General features: G+C 45.0%; 19 protein-coding genes. 2 read left to right on the forward strand and 17 right to left on the reverse strand.

Annotated features, from left to right (window positions below; translation table 11 throughout):
• The first annotated feature begins 126 nt into the window (after nucleotides 1–126).
• A complete protein-coding gene (locus tag ACBP55_RS29180) occupies nucleotides 127–1809 on the forward strand; it encodes a DUF2339 domain-containing protein (RefSeq protein ID WP_464646630.1) in 1683 nt (560 codons plus the stop codon).
• An 81-nt stretch (nucleotides 1810–1890) separates the two neighbouring features.
• Here the strand turns inward: ACBP55_RS29180 and ACBP55_RS29185 are convergent, their stop codons facing one another.
• The 14 genes from ACBP55_RS29185 to ACBP55_RS29250 form a co-directional block, all read right to left on the reverse strand.
• Nucleotides 1891–2808 (reverse strand): MBL fold metallo-hydrolase, encoded by a 918-nt coding sequence (locus ACBP55_RS29185; RefSeq protein ID WP_464646632.1) that lies wholly within the window; start codon nucleotides 2806–2808, stop codon nucleotides 1891–1893.
• A gap of 24 nt (nucleotides 2809–2832) precedes the next feature.
• Nucleotides 2833–3861, reverse strand: coding sequence for an ABC transporter substrate-binding protein (locus ACBP55_RS29190; RefSeq protein WP_464646634.1), 1029 nt, complete (start codon nucleotides 3859–3861; stop codon nucleotides 2833–2835).
• Between the two features lie 34 nt (nucleotides 3862–3895).
• A complete protein-coding gene (locus ACBP55_RS29195) occupies nucleotides 3896–4651 on the reverse strand; it encodes an ABC transporter permease (RefSeq protein WP_464646636.1) in 756 nt (251 codons plus the stop codon).
• Nucleotides 4584–5423, reverse strand: coding sequence for an ABC transporter ATP-binding protein (locus ACBP55_RS29200; RefSeq protein ID WP_464646638.1), 840 nt, complete (start codon nucleotides 5421–5423; stop codon nucleotides 4584–4586). Before ACBP55_RS29200 ends, ACBP55_RS29195 begins: the two co-directional genes overlap by 68 nt.
• A gap of 26 nt (nucleotides 5424–5449) precedes the next feature.
• Nucleotides 5450–6115 carry a Crp/Fnr family transcriptional regulator gene (locus ACBP55_RS29205; RefSeq protein WP_464646639.1) on the reverse strand — a complete coding sequence of 222 codons (666 nt, stop codon included), beginning with the start codon at nucleotides 6113–6115 and terminating at the stop codon, nucleotides 5450–5452.
• 277 nt (nucleotides 6116–6392) lie between these two features.
• Nucleotides 6393–6872, reverse strand: coding sequence for a hypothetical protein (locus ACBP55_RS29210; RefSeq protein ID WP_464646641.1), 480 nt, complete (start codon nucleotides 6870–6872; stop codon nucleotides 6393–6395).
• On the reverse strand, nucleotides 6766–7209 hold the full coding sequence (locus tag ACBP55_RS29215; protein ID WP_464646643.1) for a putative periplasmic lipoprotein: 444 nt from the start codon (nucleotides 7207–7209) through the stop codon (nucleotides 6766–6768). Before ACBP55_RS29215 ends, ACBP55_RS29210 begins: the two co-directional genes overlap by 107 nt.
• Nucleotides 7209–8228, reverse strand: a complete 1020-nt coding sequence (locus tag ACBP55_RS29220; protein ID WP_464646645.1) for a hypothetical protein — start codon at nucleotides 8226–8228, stop codon at nucleotides 7209–7211. The genes ACBP55_RS29215 and ACBP55_RS29220 overlap by 1 nt, the downstream gene beginning before the upstream one ends.
• Nucleotides 8229–9355: 1127 nt before the next feature.
• Nucleotides 9356–10210, reverse strand: a complete 855-nt coding sequence (locus ACBP55_RS29225; protein WP_464646647.1) for a PHP domain-containing protein — start codon at nucleotides 10208–10210, stop codon at nucleotides 9356–9358.
• Nucleotides 10207–11409 carry an alpha-D-ribose 1-methylphosphonate 5-triphosphate diphosphatase gene (locus ACBP55_RS29230; RefSeq protein ID WP_464646649.1) on the reverse strand — a complete coding sequence of 401 codons (1203 nt, stop codon included), beginning with the start codon at nucleotides 11407–11409 and terminating at the stop codon, nucleotides 10207–10209. The genes ACBP55_RS29225 and ACBP55_RS29230 overlap by 4 nt, the downstream gene beginning before the upstream one ends.
• Nucleotides 11409–11711, reverse strand: coding sequence for an ATP-binding cassette domain-containing protein (locus ACBP55_RS29235; RefSeq protein WP_464646651.1), 303 nt, complete (start codon nucleotides 11709–11711; stop codon nucleotides 11409–11411). The genes ACBP55_RS29230 and ACBP55_RS29235 overlap by 1 nt, the downstream gene beginning before the upstream one ends.
• Nucleotides 11712–12312: 601 nt before the next feature.
• Nucleotides 12313–12507, reverse strand: coding sequence for a hypothetical protein (locus ACBP55_RS29240; protein WP_464646652.1), 195 nt, complete (start codon nucleotides 12505–12507; stop codon nucleotides 12313–12315).
• Nucleotides 12508–12542: 35 nt separating this feature from the next.
• Nucleotides 12543–12743 (reverse strand): hypothetical protein, encoded by a 201-nt coding sequence (locus ACBP55_RS29245; protein WP_464646654.1) that lies wholly within the window; start codon nucleotides 12741–12743, stop codon nucleotides 12543–12545.
• Nucleotides 12744–12756: 13 nt separating this feature from the next.
• Complete coding sequence (locus tag ACBP55_RS29250; protein ID WP_464646656.1) at nucleotides 12757–13212, reverse strand: DUF2798 domain-containing protein; 456 nt, start codon at nucleotides 13210–13212, stop codon at nucleotides 12757–12759.
• A 283-nt stretch (nucleotides 13213–13495) separates the two neighbouring features.
• Here ACBP55_RS29250 and ACBP55_RS29255 point away from each other — a divergent pair, with 283 nt between their 5' ends.
• A complete protein-coding gene (locus tag ACBP55_RS29255; RefSeq protein ID WP_464646658.1) occupies nucleotides 13496–13936 on the forward strand; it encodes a hypothetical protein in 441 nt (146 codons plus the stop codon).
• Between the two features lie 163 nt (nucleotides 13937–14099).
• On the opposite strand, the gene ACBP55_RS29260 is transcribed toward ACBP55_RS29255, so the two are convergent.
• The 3 genes from ACBP55_RS29260 to ACBP55_RS29270 are packed head-to-tail and all read right to left on the reverse strand — an operon-like array spanning nucleotide 14100 to nucleotide 17703.
• Nucleotides 14100–14885: a DeoR/GlpR family DNA-binding transcription regulator gene (locus ACBP55_RS29260; protein WP_464646660.1), complete on the reverse strand. Its 786-nt coding sequence runs from the start codon at nucleotides 14883–14885 to the stop codon at nucleotides 14100–14102.
• Nucleotides 14886–14935: 50 nt separating this feature from the next.
• The gene (locus tag ACBP55_RS29265) at nucleotides 14936–16657 is read right to left on the reverse strand and encodes a putative 2-aminoethylphosphonate ABC transporter permease subunit (protein ID WP_464646662.1); all 1722 of its coding nucleotides are present in this window, start codon (nucleotides 16655–16657) and stop codon (nucleotides 14936–14938) included.
• Entirely contained in the window at nucleotides 16657–17703 is a 1047-nt protein-coding gene (locus tag ACBP55_RS29270; RefSeq protein WP_464646664.1) for a putative 2-aminoethylphosphonate ABC transporter ATP-binding protein, read from the reverse strand. The genes ACBP55_RS29265 and ACBP55_RS29270 overlap by 1 nt, the downstream gene beginning before the upstream one ends.

Here is a 17703-nt window from a genome sequence, read left to right on the forward strand (position 1 = left end):
GCTTCTTCCAGTTGTCTTTGTTTTTATACTATTCCCATATTCCCATAAACCATTTACAAGATATGGATTTTCTAATTGTTTCTCATTGTGATTAGCATTAAAGTAGAGTTAAAAAGGGGGGATTGTATGAACTTGGATTTACGTGTTGAGGCACTGGAATTGAAGGTCAAAGAACTCGAGGAACAACTGAGCGTCCTGCTTGAAAGAGAAACCAAATCACAAGCTCAGGAAGTACTTACGACACAACCAATATCAGAGGAAAAACCGCAATCTACACAGCAGCTGCGTCAGTCAGAGGTTACAATACCCAGCAAGCAACCGGCGCCCCCAAGAGATTGGGAGCATTTGATCGCTCGCGTCTGGCTGCCGCGGATTTTCATCGTCGTCTTCCTGTTAGGTGTCCTATGGGGCTTTACCGCAGCCGTTAATGCGGGGATTATCACCAAACCTGTTCGCTGCCTACTTGGCGTAATCGTCGCTGGCTTTATGTATTGGCAAGGAGAAGTCCAAATTCGCCGCAAACACATGGCTCTGGGGCAAGTGCTGCTCGGCGGATCCAGCGGGGTCCTTATTCTATCTCTTTTCGCAGCGCATATGCTATTCGCATTGATCCCGTCCACACTTGCGTTCCTCCTATACGTCGTTTCGATTGCAATAAGCGTATTTACGGCAATCCGTCACCGCTCTCAGACACTTATGATCATAACCCTGCTCGCCGGTTATCTAGTGCCTTTCCTAGTCGACTCAGCCAAACCGAATATTTGGGTATTTGCAGGTTATGAAGGGTTATTTTCAATGGTGATGATCTTGTTATCGTTACGTTATTCCTTTCGCGTCGCTTATTTTACAGCGTTTGGGGTCCTGCATCTTCCCTTACTCTTCTCAACTCTGTTTGCCTATGACCTCGGCAGCCGACCTGCGATCCTTACCGTCGTTATTTTGCAGCATTTGCTCCTCTTTGCGATATCTGTTCTCCGTTCCAAAGACAGCCTGATTGGGCAGCGAATCACTTTATTCCTAAGTTTCGGCCTGCTCGCAGCGTGGACGTATGGCCTATATGGCGGTTTAAAAGACCGCGTCATCTATGAATGGATGCTAGCGATATGGTCACTTCTTTATAGCGGTACTTCTTTCTGGCTGTTTCATCAAAAGAGAGCCTTTTCCGTTCAGCTATCCATTGCAACGTTCAGCGTTTTCCTTTGGCTCATCTACGTGCTGCACGCGGATCAAGCCGGCTCCGCTATTCTTGTAGAGGGGGCAATTGCGCTATGTTTAGGAGCTAAATTCAAAAGCAAACTGCAGCAAATCAGTGGAACCATCACTTATTCAATCGGAATCTTGTTCGTCCTAACTCATCCGATACGTGATCTATTGTCAGCCGAATCCTTTGCGTGGCTTGTACTTGTCGCAACCATTGGCGGTCTGTATGCTTTCTTCCGTTCCACACTTGAAGAAGGCCGTGCTAGAACTGAAATCAGCCTTCTCCTGTTATGGATGGAGTTAATCCTCTTATTAATCTATCTATCACAAGTGACCAATTCCCTGACACGAACGCTCACTTACGATTACCAGCATTTGATCCTTTCAGCCGTATGGGTCGTTTACGCCATTCTTCTCATTGTCTTTGGGTTCATTGTTCAAAAGCCCAAAGCAAGGCTAGTGAGCATCATCTTCTTATTCGTTACATTACTCAAAATTATTTTCATCGATTTACCTGATGTTTCTACAGCAGTTCGCGCTATTCTGTTCATCGGACTTGGAGCCATTGGTGTTGGTATTTCTAGATTGTTTTATAAGCGGAAGGAATAATGGGCTAAAATGGTGCAAAATCGCCTATATCAAAAAAAGCCGTCCCGAGCCAATACTCGAGGCGGCTTTTCCATATAACGATCAAAAATCAAATGCCATTAAATCTCTAGCCATCGTGATTCGGCCCGAGTAGATATCTCGCATGCCTTCCGTGTAATCGGCCTCGGCCTCATCATTTGCTGCAGGCGCTGGTATATGGTGAGTGAGCACCAGATGGGCAACCCCAGCTGCTCGTGCGATTTCTGCTACTTCCAGCGTCGTTGAATGATACTTCGCAGGATTGGACAAGCCAATCGTCTGCTCGGGGAATTTGGCAATAAGCGCGTCCAGCCACGTTTTATTGTAAGATTCATGCACAAGCAAATCGACACCTTGGCTATGTTTAACCATATTTTCAACCGGGATCGTATCCCCCGAAATAACAACCGATTTGCCGTTGTATTCGAATTTATAAGCAATAGCTGGATAAACAGGCTTATGATCCACTTCGAACGCGGTGATTTTAACGCCACCCTGATCGTAAACAATACCCTCATTGCTTTCAAAATAGTGAATGTCCGCCCCTGCCCCGGTCGAGAAATTATAATTCAACCGAAGATTCACGTCGAAGTTGAAAGACTCTCTCATTTTACTAATAATCGCCTTCGTCGTTGTTGGTCCGTACACGTTCATTGGACCTTTCCGCCCCTCAAATACCCGATCCGCAATCACATGCGTACGCCAGCTCGTAATGAATACATCGAAAAATCCAGAATTATGATCGCTATGATGATGGGTGAAAAAGACATCCGAAATTCGCTGCGGCATAATCCCTGCCTTAATCAGTTGATCAACGGTCGCGCCACCGCAATCGAACAGAAAGGTTTTATCCCCTGCGAGAATGGCGACACCTGCTTTGGCTCTACCATAAAAGGCCCGCGGTGTACCCGTACCTAGTATCACTACTTTGATATTCTCATGAAAATCGGGCAAAAGGTTTTCCTGCGGTTGTATGTGCAAATGAATGACCTCCTAAGTAAACGACTATTTTTCTTTTTTCACTTCATTCAAAAGCGTTAGATCCAAGAATTTGCTGAAGTCTAGTTCTTCCGCTTTCACTTTTAAATACCCAGCGTCAAAAGAGGCTTTGGCCTGCTCGTTAATATCCTCTAAAGTGATATCTTCCGTTAGTTTCAAATGATCGATGGCCGCTTTAATGAGCGCCGGATCCATCCCTTTGCCCGTTAACTGCTTCAATTCATCACTAATCAGACCATAGGCTTTGCTCGGGTTTTGCTGAATGAATTCAATGCCTTGTCTGTTTGCTTTCACGGCTTTTTTGGCCAAATCACGGTGTTCTTTGAGAAATTTATCGCTCGCTACGAGAATCGTTAAAGGATAATCCCCGTCTTTTGGCGGAATTTTATTCCAGTCGACTAGAATCGTTCCAGAACCTTCTTGGATGATTTGTGTCCCCCAAGGTTCTGCAATTAAAGTAGCGTCCACTTCTTTCTGCCGTATCGCAACCAAGGTATCTGCCGGAGCACGTGTAACGATTTGTACACCGGAAGTATCTGTGGATACTTTTAATCCTTCCTGTTTCAGCAGCAAGCGAAGAGACAGATCAGGCGTGCCGCCTTTGGCCGCAACAGCAACGGTTTTGCCTACGAGATCCTTAACCGATTGGATGCCAGCATCCTTGCGAGCCACCAATACCGCTCCACCGTTATTCGCTCCAGCGATCACCTTGATATTTTTACTTTTCAAATATTGATTGATGACCGGTCCCGGACCTACATAACCAAGATCAATCTGCTCAGTTGCAATCGCCGTTGCGAAATCCGCTCCGTTGTCAAAAGCCGTGACTTCAATCTTGGCATTTTGACCAAAACCTTGCTGGAAGTAATTATTTTGCAGTGCTACAAATCCCGGAGCATGTGTCACATTTTTCAAAATACCAATTTTCACTGTTGTACTGGCTGCACTTGAAGCTGTTTCTTTACTCTGTCCGCAAGCTGACAATAGCAGTGATCCGGTTAATACCAAGCCCATGACCCAACCTAATTTTCTCAAAATAATTCCCCCTGATTTGTTCGATGAACGCCATTTATTTCTTAAGCTGAAAGCGAAGCACGATTTTATCCTCCAGCTGTTTGAAACAGAAATGATCCGAAATCGTGCCAATAACGGCAATAATGATAACCACACACAGAATGGATGCCGTATCCCCGAGACCGCGTCCATCCTGCAGCATTTGCCCCAGACCCACTCCCTTGGCAATAAGCTCCCCAGCTACTAGTGCCCGCCATGCAAAGGCCCAAGCCACTCGGATGCCAGTGATCCAATGGGGAAATGCCGCCGGCAGCTGTACTTGGAAGAACAATCGGTAACCGCTGCCTGTTCCTAGCATTTGCGCAGCTCTCAGATGAATCGGTGAAATGTTCAAAATCCCCGTCCTGCTTGCCATGGACATCGTCCACGTCGCACCTATCGTTGTAATGAAAATGACGGAAGTATCATTTAGCCCAAACCAGATAATCGCGAAAGGCAGCCAAGCTATACTCGGAACCGTCTGCAGGGCAACAACCACAAAGCCAAAGGTCTCGTCAAAATATCGATAACGTGCAAATAAATAGCCCAAAATCGTCCCAAGCCCAATTGAAATCACGAATGAAATGAGCAAGCGACGAAGACTAGCAGCAATCGCGTTTAGGAGATGCCCTTGTGCAAAACCATCATAGAACGCTTGAAAGGTTTGCAGAGGTGAAGGAAACTTCCACCCCCACTGAAAAATCCTAAATCCCAACTCCCATATGATCAGCAGAAGAATTAGAAATAGGGTTCTTCTTAAGGCTGTATGCATGGCCGAGCTCCTCTCTGACTACCTTCTCGAGCTCATCCGTCAGAGCTTCCATAATTTTATTTTCCAATGCATGAATGAGTGGATCGCCGCTTTGGTGAGGTCTTGCTGCTTGGACGGCAAATTCCTTCTTGACCCTGCCTGGCTGCGTCGCCATCACGATAACCCGATCGGACAAAATGACGGCTTCGCGAATGTTATGTGTAATAAATAAAATCGTTTTACCTGTTTGAAGCCAAATCTCTTCCAAATCCTTCAGTAAAATAAATCGCGTTTGTTCATCCAAAGCCGCAAAAGGTTCATCCATCAACAGGATGTCGGGATCCATAACGAGCGCCCTGGCAATAGCTACCCGTTGTTTCATTCCTCCGGACAGCTCATGTGGATACCGATCGACAAATTTGCTCAAATGAACGGCTTTAATCTGTTCAAAAGCGAGTGCATACCGTTCTTTCTTCGATAACCCCTTTTGCTTCAAACCAAAGGCCACATTATCGAGAACCGTAAGCCAAGGAAACAGGCCGTGCTCTTGAAAAACAACGATCCGATCAGCCCCCGGGGCCGTAACCTTTTGTCCATTGACGGTAATCATTCCGCTGCTCACTTTTTCAAACCCTGCTATCAGGTTCAAAAGCGTCGACTTCCCACAACCTGAGGGTCCTACAATGGAGACGAATTCCCCTTTCTTAATCGTGAGCGAAACTTGATCCAACGCCGTGTAGGAAGTGCCTTTTCGCTGTGAAAAGGATTTATTCACATTGTTTATCGTAATCATCTGAATTCCCTCCAAGCCAATCTCCGTCATATGTCTGTAAAAAAACGGTTCGGATGAAAAATAACGATCTTCTTTTTGGCGTAGTCGATGAGCCCCTTATCGCGCCATTTATTGAGTGTTTCTGTGACAGTTTGTCTGCTGCAGCCAATGACATAAGAGATTTCTTCATGACTGAGCGGCACCTGAACCTCAAGCTTTATATCCGTCGGTTTGCCCAGCTGCATGAGGAACCAAGCTAGCCTCCAAGCGACAGGGCGGGAAATGAGTGTTTCAACCATCTTCTGGGTTTGTAGAAGTCGGCGAGCACCTAGAACGGCAACAGAATAAGAAAACTCGGCATTTTCCTTGGCTAATTCGAGAAATTTCCGCGCGTCTAGCGTAATGATTTGGCTGTCTACCAAACACTTGGCGTAACGCTTCCGGGGAATGTTCGTCAAAACTTCCGCATTACCGAATATTTCCCCCTCGTAGCGTAGAAATAAGGTAATCCCTTGCCCCTCTTCAGAGGACTGGGATATCTTAATTAATCCCGAGTCAACATAATAAGCACCGCTGGGTTGATCATTTTCCTGAAAAACAAACTCATTTTTCTTGTAGGTTTGGATAGCCCCATGTTTACGAAATACCTCAATCATGATTTCCTTGGTAGGGTCCTTCTCCTTGAGATCGGCAAGTTCATTGAATTGGTCCATATGTGAAAACCCCTTTGCCAAGTTCATTTGATGCTATATTATTAATGTTGACTATTCCGATGTGTTATTGTCATATTATCACAAGATGCCGAGTTAGAATGTCGGATTCCCGACAAATTCAAAAAAAATCTTAGGCTATGCGCGTCTAAACGCAAAAAGAGACCCACAGCAACGGGCCGTGGGTCTTAAGGTATATATATTTTAAAGGGGGTCGAGTTTTATTATAAGCTTGTTTCATTAAGCCCAGATGAATAACACATTTCTTTTTGATTACAAATTATACTTTTATGATAAAAGGGACAATGAACACTTCATTTTGATGCTGAAATTGACCCCAGATTTTGTAGATGCCACTTTTGGGAAAGTGGATGGTGAAAGCTGCATCAGGTCCGGAATCTTGTGAATCATTCGGATGCACATGGACGAACTCCTTGGCATCTGAACTTATAGCCACTACATGACCTAGACTGCCTAAATAAGGCTGCAAATCAGTTATAGGCTTCTTCGTTTCAGCACTTCTAATGTCAAAGTTCATTTTTAAATCCATACCAGCCATCAAATGGTCGAAGGAAAGCGTTACTTCTTTGTCGCCAACTCTTTTCGTAAGATTCGTATCAGGAAGAAGTTTTTCTTCTTTCTTTTGCTGCCCGTTAATCGTTACCCAGTGAGTTTGAATCGTCTCCCCCATGCCTTGAGGCATGAAGTCGGCGATCAGACTGATAGTTGCCACCAGCCGGGAACTTTGTCTTGATGTCAAATCGACCTCCACCGACATATTCGGGATGAAGATGGTCAAAATAGGTAAGATCCTTACTGACAACAATCAAGTGCAGCAGCTTTTCATGCATGATGTCAAATTTATCAATCGGTTTATTCCATTTATTTTGGATAAGAATCGTCACAGATGCATCCTCATTAGGCAAATATTGCTTCGATTCGACTGAAAAATGAGCAATCGCATCATTTTGGTGGACATGTGTTGAAGGAGATGTTGTCGTCATCGGCATCCCCATCATGTCATGTTTTGTGGGCTGCGTACCGCAAGCGGTTAAAAGGATTGTCATAGCTATGAGGACAATTACCGTTGTTTTCATCAGCTTTTTCTATGCACCATTGGAGCCGCGAGAATGCTTAACCCCAGCGAACAGAGCCCACAGATGAACATCGTTCCTCCCCAGAGCTCCGGCGCCCAGTCCAATGTATGAAAAATGCTCAAATCCGCAAAATATAAGCCCCAGATTAAAACAGGAATAACAAAGAAAACAATCTTATATCGCCAATCGCTCGCTTCCAACTGTTTAATAAATCTAAACATCAAATCAGTAGCAATCCCGCTAATCAATAGAATTACAATAGATCCGTAATGAGAAAAGCCATCAAGTATCGCCATAAGCGCCGCTTGGAAAACAAAGAAATAAGTGGCGGTACCGAATGGGAACTTCCATCTCCTTAAAACCATCATGACAGGTAGGACTAACAGCATCGTAGTAATCAGGAAATCCACGACGGCTCTTGCGATCGCATCTTCTTCCCTTGCCATCCATAGATTTTGACGGAATGACCAAGCATACATGAGAAAGAAGGCCATGACAGCAAAAGTTAATGCAATCGAGGTCAAAGCAGGCAGCAGTTGGCGAAAGGTAGGTGAAACCTCATCTTCAGCGTGACTTATCGCGCGGTATGGACTGGTCAGGATCATAAGTGCACCTGTCAATAAGATCAAATGGGTTGGGCTCAGCAACGCTGCGATATTCTTCTCAATTCCAAACACAGTATGCCAGTACATATCACCAAGACCGCCTAAGAAAAAGATGATCACTCCTGCCACACCAAGCTTGTAACCTGTCGGGATTGCCTGTATCCAAGTTGCATGATTGCCCCTAGATTTGTTCTGATAAGTCAGATAGAAAATCCACACTGCACATGCCAGATACCCCGAATACAAAATGGCATGCCAAGGCGTAAAAAAGGTTTCAACGGCACCGTGGTTATGAGCAAAGCCGTCAATAAACAAACCAATAATAAGCCACATCCCCATCAACATCGTGATCGTATGCTTGAAATTACCGATATTCGTTTTCGATTGCGGCGGCATATGTACCAGGACTGACAAACCCATCATCTCCTCAAATTTGTCTTTATACCGATATTATATGTCATAGACAATGACATAGACAGAATAATGGGAAATGACTTCATGCAAGGCAGGATCTACGGCATCATTTGAACGCGATTCGCACACTTTTGCGCTGAATTTCAGCGTCTCAGAAGCCATATTTGGTACAAAAAAGGGAACTGAGAAGGCTTTTTCCGACTTCTCAGTAGGCTTTCGCCGGCGCGTGCTTCGCCAGAGAGCCAAAAAAGACCTCTCAGCTGCCAACTACTGCACGTGAGGTCTGGGTTGAGGGCTGAGAAGGCTTTTTCCGACTTCTCAGTAGGCTTTCGCTGGCGCGTGCTTCGCAAGAGCGCCAAAAAAGACCTCTCAGCTGCCGTCTACGGCGCGTGAGGTCTGGGTTGAGGGCTGAGAAGGCTTTTTCCGACTTCTCAGTAGGCTTTCGCCGGCGCGTGCTTCGCCAGAGCGACAAAAAAGACCTCTCAGCTGCCGACTACGGCGCATGAGGTCTGGGTTGTGGACCGAGAAGGCTTTTTCCGACTTCTCAGCAGGCTTTCGCTGGCGCGTGCTTCGCAAGAGCGACAAAAAAGACCTCTCAGCTGCCGACTACGGCGCATGAGGTCTGGGTTGTGGACTGAGAAGGCTTTTTCCGACTTCTCAGCAGGCTTTCGCTGGCGAGGTTAAATAAGGAGTAAGCTTCGCTCACCCAAAAAGCAATTCTGGCGTTCAATGAGAAAACCACCCTACGGGTGAATATATACTTCTAGCCGACGGATCATCCAACCCTATGTTCACAGGTGGAGGAACAATTATGGTTTGGCTACTTGGTAGAAGGAACGGCTGGGAAGATCACCCTGACAGTCCTTTTAGGTTTTAGAAGATATCCGTAATTTGTATTCACGTCCCCGTGAGACAGCCTCACAACTTGTATCCCTTCCATTTCCGTTTTCATTTTACAACACTTATCCAAAGATCGGCATCTATCATAATTTCCTATTCAATAAAAGAGACCCACAGCAACGGGCCGTGGGTCTTAAGGTATATATATTTTAAAGGGGGTCGAATTTTATTATAAGCTTGTTTCATTAAGCCCAGATGAATAAAACATTTCTTTTTGATTACAAATTTTAACTTCCGGCTCTTTTTAACAAAGCCTCCAGATGCTGAAATCCCGGACTTTTGCTTCCCAAGGGGAAACCTGGTGTATCGGTGTAAAAGCCATGGAAATCAGAGCCGCCTGTTTGCAAAAGGTTGTAGGCAGCCGCAGCATCTCTAGCCTGCTGCTCCAAGCCAGCATCGTGGGAAGGATGCCAAACTTCAATTCCTTGAAGTCCTGCATCAACCAAGTCCACTACTGCGGGAAAATTATGCATTTGACCTGGGTGAGCAAGAACAGGAATGCCTCCCGCTTCCGTGATCGCTTTGATGGCATCAAACATATCGATGTAAGCGATGGACATATACGCAATCCCGGTAGAGATCCCCTTGTCCTGATTTCCTCGGGCAAAAAGCTTCCGATACAACTCACCATAAATCGTTGTTGTGTACCCAGCATCAAGTAAAGCATGCATGATATGCTGCTTGTATACGCCCGTTCCTCCTGCCGCATAACGCGTAACATCTTGCCACGAGATATTATAACCAGCAGCGATAATCCGCTCCACCATCTCTTGGGATGCTTCGTGTCTTCTTTGGATAAGAGGGTCGCAAAGCTGAGAAATCGCCTCATGCCCAGGCGTAACATAATAGCCTAATAAATGAACCCTAGTTTCTCGCTTTACATCATAGGCCGAAATTTCGATTCCCGGTATAATATTCACATCATAATAAACACCAAACTGGATGGCCGTTGAAAGCCCGATCGTTGTATCATGATCTGTTATCGCTAAGTGCTCGACGCCTTGTTCCTTAGCTTCTCGAATGACCTCCTCGATAGTAAGGGAGTTATCTGAGATATTGGTATGACAATGCAAATCGATCATTCCGCTGCCCCTCCTCCGAAATAGTCAGATTGATAAACGAATTGTCCAGCAATGAGTGTCTTCCGAACAAGCGGATATCCGTTCCTCATTTCCAAAAGAACGAGATCAGCTATTTTGCCAACTTCAATAGAGCCGTAATCTTCATCAAGATGAAGCGCCTTCGCAGGGTTCAATGTGACCATTTTAACTGCATGAGGCAAGCCAACGGCCGTTTCACCAATTTTATATACAGCTGGCAAGAGAGACGGAGGATGATAATCCGAACAAAGAATATCTACAGCCCCTTCTTCAATTGCATCCATTGCACGTAAATTTTTGTTATGCGAGGCCCCTCGTACAATGTTCGGTGCACCAACACTGACATACATGCCTAGTTTTTTCGCTGCTTTCGCCGCTTCCATGCTGACGGGAAATTCACTGATGAGAATGCCAAGTTCCCTCATAAACTGGACCTTCTCCGATGTATCATCGTCATGTGAAGCTAGTCCAACCTGATGCTTATTCGCGATGAGAATCAATTCCCTTAGGCGGTCCAAATCGACGAGCTTCTGACAAGCAATCAAATGGTCAACTGTTGCTTCTGCTTCTTCCACACTCATGTGCTCTGTCGCAATAAGATAATCTCGTAAAGACTCTTTTGTTTTGTACTGGCCCTGACCAGGCGTATGATCCATAAAAGACAGCAGATCGATTTGTCCCTGCTCCAACATCTTCCTGACTATAGCAATGCCAGCAATATTGGTAATCTCATAGCGAAGATGGACGCGGTGTCTAAGCATCGATGGCTCCATGCGGCGGCGTGCCGCAAACGCAATAATGTCAGCAACAACCTCATCATTTCGCACAGGCGTTCCATCCGAGGAGCATATGGAATGATACAGCGTTGTAATACCAACGCCTGCCATCTTCTTCTCCAACTCATGCATGGCCATTTCCAACGGGAACACAGAATTCGGACGAGGCTGAATTTCCTTCTCGATCGCATCGCTATGCGTTTCGATCATACCAGGCATCAGATGTAAGCCGGCTGCATCAACAACCTGTATGTTGGCCGTCTCAGCTCCTTTTATAGCCAAATCACCTGCAGCACCTGTAAAAATCGCCTTAATCCTTCCATCCTTAATGTGAACATGTCCCCCAATTATTTCATCCGGTAAAATCAATTGAGCATTCGCTATTAACATTTCCTGAGCTTTCATCACACGAGTCCTCCAACCATAATGCCATTTTTCATATTAAATTCCTTATCCACGACCGTCTCCATGAAGTCCAGATCATGAAAAATGCCGATCATACTCGTGCCGCCTTTTTTCAATTCGATAATCATGTCACGAACGGAAGCCTTGGAGCCATGATCAAGTGAAGCTGTCGGCTCATCCAGCAGAAGAAATTTGGGTCGCTTAACCATCGCTCTAGCCAGATTAAGGCGCAGCTTTTCCCCTCCGCTGAACGTATTCGGATAAGCATCCCACAACGATTCCACTGCTTCCATGGCCCCCAAATGGCTTCTGGGACTCCAGCGGCAATCTCGGTTCGCTCTCTCATATCCAAGCTCTTTTCCTCCTTGGCCAACATGTGTGTGTTTTCTTGTCTATCTTGCTTACTCACACTCAATATACAATTAAAAACAACTAAAAACACGTTAATTTTGTGTAAATGTTGAGGTTTGTTGTGTTTTCAAGTGGTGGTGTTGGATGTTCTTGCCGATTTCGCGGACTTAACTCAGCCGCTAATATCTGCGCAAAGCACCGCTTTCGCGGACTTTAAGCATGTTTTTCATCGCTACGGCGCTGATTCCACGCGTTCCCCACACTCTAGCGATGAATTTCATCGTCTCGGACGCTAATATCTGCGCAAAGCACCGCTTTCGCGGACTTTAAGCATGTTTTTCATCACTACGGCGCTGATTCCACGCGTTCCCCACACTTTAGCGATGAATTTCATCGTCTCGGACGCTAATATCGGTGCAAAGCACCGCCTTCGCGGACTTTAAGCATGTTTTTCATCTCAACTACGCTGATTCCACGCGCTTCCCACACTTTAGCGATGAATTTCATCGTCTCGGACGCTACTATCTGCGCAAAGTGCCTCTTTCGCGGACTTTAAGCATGTTTTTCATCGCTACGACAAGCAGCTGAGAAGTCCTTTTCAGACGTCTCGCGCCACTTTCGCTGCTTACGATCCTCTGAGACCGCCTTTTCAGGCGTCTCGCTCCACTTTCGCTGCTCACGATCCTCTGAGACCGCCTTTTCAGCCTTCTCAGGCTGCAAATCCGCTTTCTCCGACGCTGATTCCACGTGTTCCCCACACTTTAGCGATGAATTTCATCGTCTCAGCCGCTAATATCGGTGCAAAGCACCGCCTTCGCGGACTTAAGGATGTTTTTCATCGCTCCGACGCTGATTCCACGCGTTTCCCACACTTTAGCGATGAATTTCATCGTCTCAGCGCTGCTTTCGGTGGGACGCGCCGATACCAAAAAAGCACAACGAACCAGGAGAACCTGATCCATTGTGCTTTTTTTGCTTCTCACTGTTCCAACTTCCTTATTGTCCTGCAGGTTGTTGGACCATTAGTTTACTGACAAGTTTGCCCACGAATTTTGGTAAAAAGAAATTTAATACGAAAACAATGATGAAAGCGATGCGCCATGCGCCCGTCCAAAAACTCACAAAATGCGGGACGATACCATTCATGGCAAAAGCAGTTAAAGCAAAGGAGAGGACAAATGTCATAATGAGCGATATGACAAAAATATAGACAATTAATTGAGCTTTTTTGAATCTATTTGCAAATTTACGGACTAAAGCTGGTAAGAAAAGGTTGAGTCCGAATGCGATCACAAAAGCGACTCCCCAATCTTTCATCCATGCACGAACAAAATGTTGAATAAAGCCACCTTCAAGTACAAAAGTCATAATTCCCGACATGATAAATGTCATAATCAATGACATAACGGATACAAACGTAAGCTGACGATACTTAGGATGGATTCTCATCATAATAACTCCTTTGTAAGTTAGATTATTTTTCCTTGATTATGGACTTAGTATAACTCTCGATTAAACAAAAATCAAGTGACAGTTTTAGTTTTTTGTCATTCATTTTAAAATCATCCCCACCATTCGGAAAATAAATCACCTACCGGAATCTAATGTCCGGAGTCTCACAGATGAGCTCAACAAATGCGGGCATTTTTCTCTTTTAAAGGAGTACTATCATACAAGAATTGCTTTTGCTAGTTTCATATAGTATAGCAATTTTACAGTTAGGAGGTGCATTTCAATGACTAGGTTATTAGATGCAAGAACATCACAAAATGCCAGCTACGAACAATCGATCAGCATCGGAACAGATAGCATCCCTACAATGTTCGGACAAGTAGGGCTGCAATGCATAAAACCAGGTGGAGTTATACGTGTTGATTTTAACGCTTCAATGACTATTTTGTTTCCGATTAACACACCAGTAGTTACCATTATCATTCAGATCGTAAGGGGAACACTGTTAACCGATCTATTGGTCTATTCCGCCAACTTAACCATACCCGGAATTGGAACCGATGGAGCGCTTATCTTTCCATTTAACGTAAACGGATCCGATTACAACGTTCCAGCCCCGCCTGACGACCAGCTTATTTATACCGCATTTGTAAGTGCCAACAGCACGATGCTAAGTCGGATCGGCCCGGAAAGCTTTAATGCTGCCGCCTATTGCGACTTTTAATGCGAGAAAAGACTAAGCGTCTTGATCGTTTTGAGTTAAGCTAACAAAGGCAGCGGTAGTCTAGGAGTTTTTTCACGTCCCTGGCAGCCGCTGCGTTCTTTTATCAGGCCTGTATACCAAAAAAGAACCCAGCCAACGGCCAGATTCTTCCTATCACTATGAGTTATTGAGCTGCAATCCAGGTCACATCTTTTTTGACTAAATAATCTTCCCATTCTTTAGGTGCAGCAGCGTCACTCACAATAATGTCAATCTCTTTTAAGTCAGCAATTTTATAAAATTGCACAAGACCAATCTTCGATTGATCGGACAGAACAATATTTTGCTTGGCATTTTTAATGAATTGTCTAGTCAATTGACCTTTCTCTTCATCAAAGCCTGTTATGCCTTTCTCAACCATCAAACCGTCAACAGAAAGGAAAGCTTTATCTGCATAAAAGTTTTCCACCATCTTCTCAGCTAATGTACCGGTAACTCGAGAATGCAAGGAATTCACCTTGCCTCCAAGCAAATAGATGTCGCCTGAGTACAGCTCTTTATTTTTATAATCGATCAATAAGTACAAGGCAGGAATCGAAATGGTTAGAACGGTAATGTTCTTTTTATTCAGCAAATAATCAATCATGTGGAGAGTCGTTGTTCCGTCGTCAATGAAGATAACATCATTGTCCTCCACAAGCGTGGCAGCAGCTCTACCAATCTTGCGCTTCTCATCCGCGTGCAGGACTTCCCTTTTGAGATGGGACGGCTCATCACGGGATAAATTAATCTTGACCGCGCCGCCATATACCCGCTTGAGCTTATTTTCCTCTTCCAGCTCCTCCAGATAACGACGAATCGTCTCCGAAGAAACATTCAGATTCTCAACCAAATCATTCGTTTTTACTTTGCCTTCCAGGTTCAACTGGTTAAGAATATAATCCTTCCGCTCTTCACCGATTAACGACATGTCGTTTAGGCCCCCAATATATGTGCAGCATTTAATGTAATTATATGTCTTTATTTAGGCATTTGCCAAGCAGCTGTTCTCTTTTTCACTTTATTCAAAATGAGCTCGTACACGATACGAACGATAATATTCGTCACAACAATAAGTGTAGACATCGCGGCAGCGGCAGCTACGTCTCCTGCATCTTCCATATTCACCAAGGCAACAGCCGCCAAGTTCATATCCGCAGACCGGAGGAATACAACCGCAGAAACAGTAACCATGGAGTTAACGAAAAAGTACATAGCAATCTCTACGATTGCCGGCAAGGACATGGGGACCGTTACCTTCAGAAATGTTTTGTAAAAAGGTATGCGCATCGACTCCGAAACGAGCTCGAATTCTTTGTCTAGCTTTTTCAAAGCTGTCGTAGCCGTAATAAATGGAACCGCATAGAAATGCGTGATATTCGCTAGCACAATGATCGCTATCGTTCCATACATCCAATTGAACGGATTGCTTGGATCGTTAAAGAAGAAAATATAAGCCAAACCGATCACCATGCCTGGAAGCGCAAGCGGAAGCACCGAGAGGAAGTAACCAACTTGCCGAAGTCCTTTCATCGTTCTTGATTTTTCAATCAAATAGGCAAAAATGAAGGTCATCATGGTCCCGATAATTGCCGTAATGAAGGATACTTTAAGGGAATTCCAAAAGGGTTCCAAACCCGATCCCGCCACACTTGAGAAATCGAAATGCTTCAAGCTAAAGCTTAAATTATAAGGCCATACCTTGATTAGTGAAGCAAATAAAATTGTCAATAATGGGATCAAGATCGCGATGGAGATCACCCAGCACAACACACGATAAAACCTGTCCCTAGTACGTCCATCCGGAACCCGATACGGTGTCGACTTGGAAGAAAGCATCGAACGCTGCTTCCTGTCAACGAATCGGTCTACAGCGAAAGCAATGACAGCAGGAATCGTAAGTAAGATGCCTACCGTTGCACCCATGGATAGGTTTTGCTGGCCTATGACCTGTTTGTAAATATCCGTAGCTAGCACATTAAACTTTCCTCCGATAGCTTGAGGTGCCCCGAAATCCGTAAAGCTAGCTGTAAAACAAACAAAAATAGCACTGATTAAGCCATATTTAACTGACGGCAGCGTAACCGTAAGAAAGGTTTTCACTTTATTAGCGCCTAGCGATTCCGCTGCTTCATAAAGGCGCTGGTCGGTAATCGACAATGCGGTGATAAAGATGAGAAATGCTTGTGGAAATAAATAGATGACCTCAGATATGACGATACCGATCGGTCCATAAATTGGAATCCGCAGCCCTGGCAAGAGACCGAAAAACCCATTCGTAATGATACCTTGATTCCCAAACAAATACGTTAGCGCAATCCCATGCATCATTGTCGGCTCAAAGAGCGGCAGCAGCGCTACGTAATGAAAATAACTTTTGCCACGAATGGCGGTCCGGCTTATTCCATAGGCATAGGCGAAAGCGAGAGCGACCGCGATGGCCGTGGAAAGCACCGAAATCCAAATTGTATTCGTTAATGATTGGATTAAAGATGGTGTTGAGAAATATTGGATAAAGTTGGCGATTCCAATGTATTCCGCATCTTTGTTCAGAAAAGCCTTGCTGAATAGCAGAAATAATGGGATTAGTGTACTCGTTGTTAAGGTAAGCACAAGCACAATGATCAACACATTTTGCAAAGAAAAAAAGGCTCCCCAGTTACGGCGAATTGGCGGATTCATGATGACTGTTCCCTTATTCATTAGGCACCTACCATAGCTTCAGATGAGAAAGTTATCATTTTCTCCTGCGGGAATTCAACCGTAACCTCAGCATGCTTCGCAAGCCCGAGATGGTGCGAGATATGGGCGGAGACATCGACAGTTAAAAGCTCATCTCCATATTCACTTCCAAATACATCAGTTGGTTGAAGCAGCAGTCTGTAGAAAGCGCCTCTAAATTCGACATGCTTGACAATCGCCTGAATGCCATTGCTTGAGCCTGGAGCAGACAAGCGGATATGTTCAGGCCTGACAGCAAAATTCCTTTGCGATGTGTGCCCCCCTCCCTGCTGATTACCCTTCAAGAAATTAATGGATCCAATAAAATCAGCAACAAAAGGTGAGTTCGGTTCATCGTACACTTGCTCTGGCGAACCAATTTGTACGACCTCCGCGTTCTTCATCACCACAATGCGATCAGCCATCGTGAGCGCTTCTTCTTGATCATGCGTGACCATAACGGTCGTGATGCCGAGCTTTTCTTGCAAATCGCAGATTTGCTCCCGAAGCTTAACCCGAACCTTGGCATCCAAAGCGGAAAGCGGCTCATCAAGCAGCAGAAAATCTGGCGAAAGCACAATAGCACGAGCAAGCGCAACACGCTGCTGCTGTCCGCCGGATAGCTGTGCTGGATAACGATCATGAAGGTGCATCAGATCAACCAATGTGAGGACTTCCCGAACTTTCTCGTCGATATCTTTCTTCGAGAACCTCTTACCTTGCAGGCCATAAGCTACATTCTGATAAGCCGTTAGATTTGGAAATAGCGCGTACGATTGGAACACCATACCGAAGTTTCTTTGGGCTGGAGGCAGTGAAGTAATGTCTTTGCCACCGACGGTAATACGGCCATGCGTTGGTTTCTCAAGGCCAGCAATAATTCGAAGTAAAGTTGTTTTCCCGCAGCCGCTCGGGCCGAGCAGACAAATGAATTCATTTTTCTGAATATCGATATTAATCTCTTTCAAAGCGCTGAAAGAGCCGAATGATTTATCTACACCTTGAATGGACAGGTAAGCTTGTGTCAT

Source organism: Paenibacillus sp. WG02 (assembly GCF_055396115.1).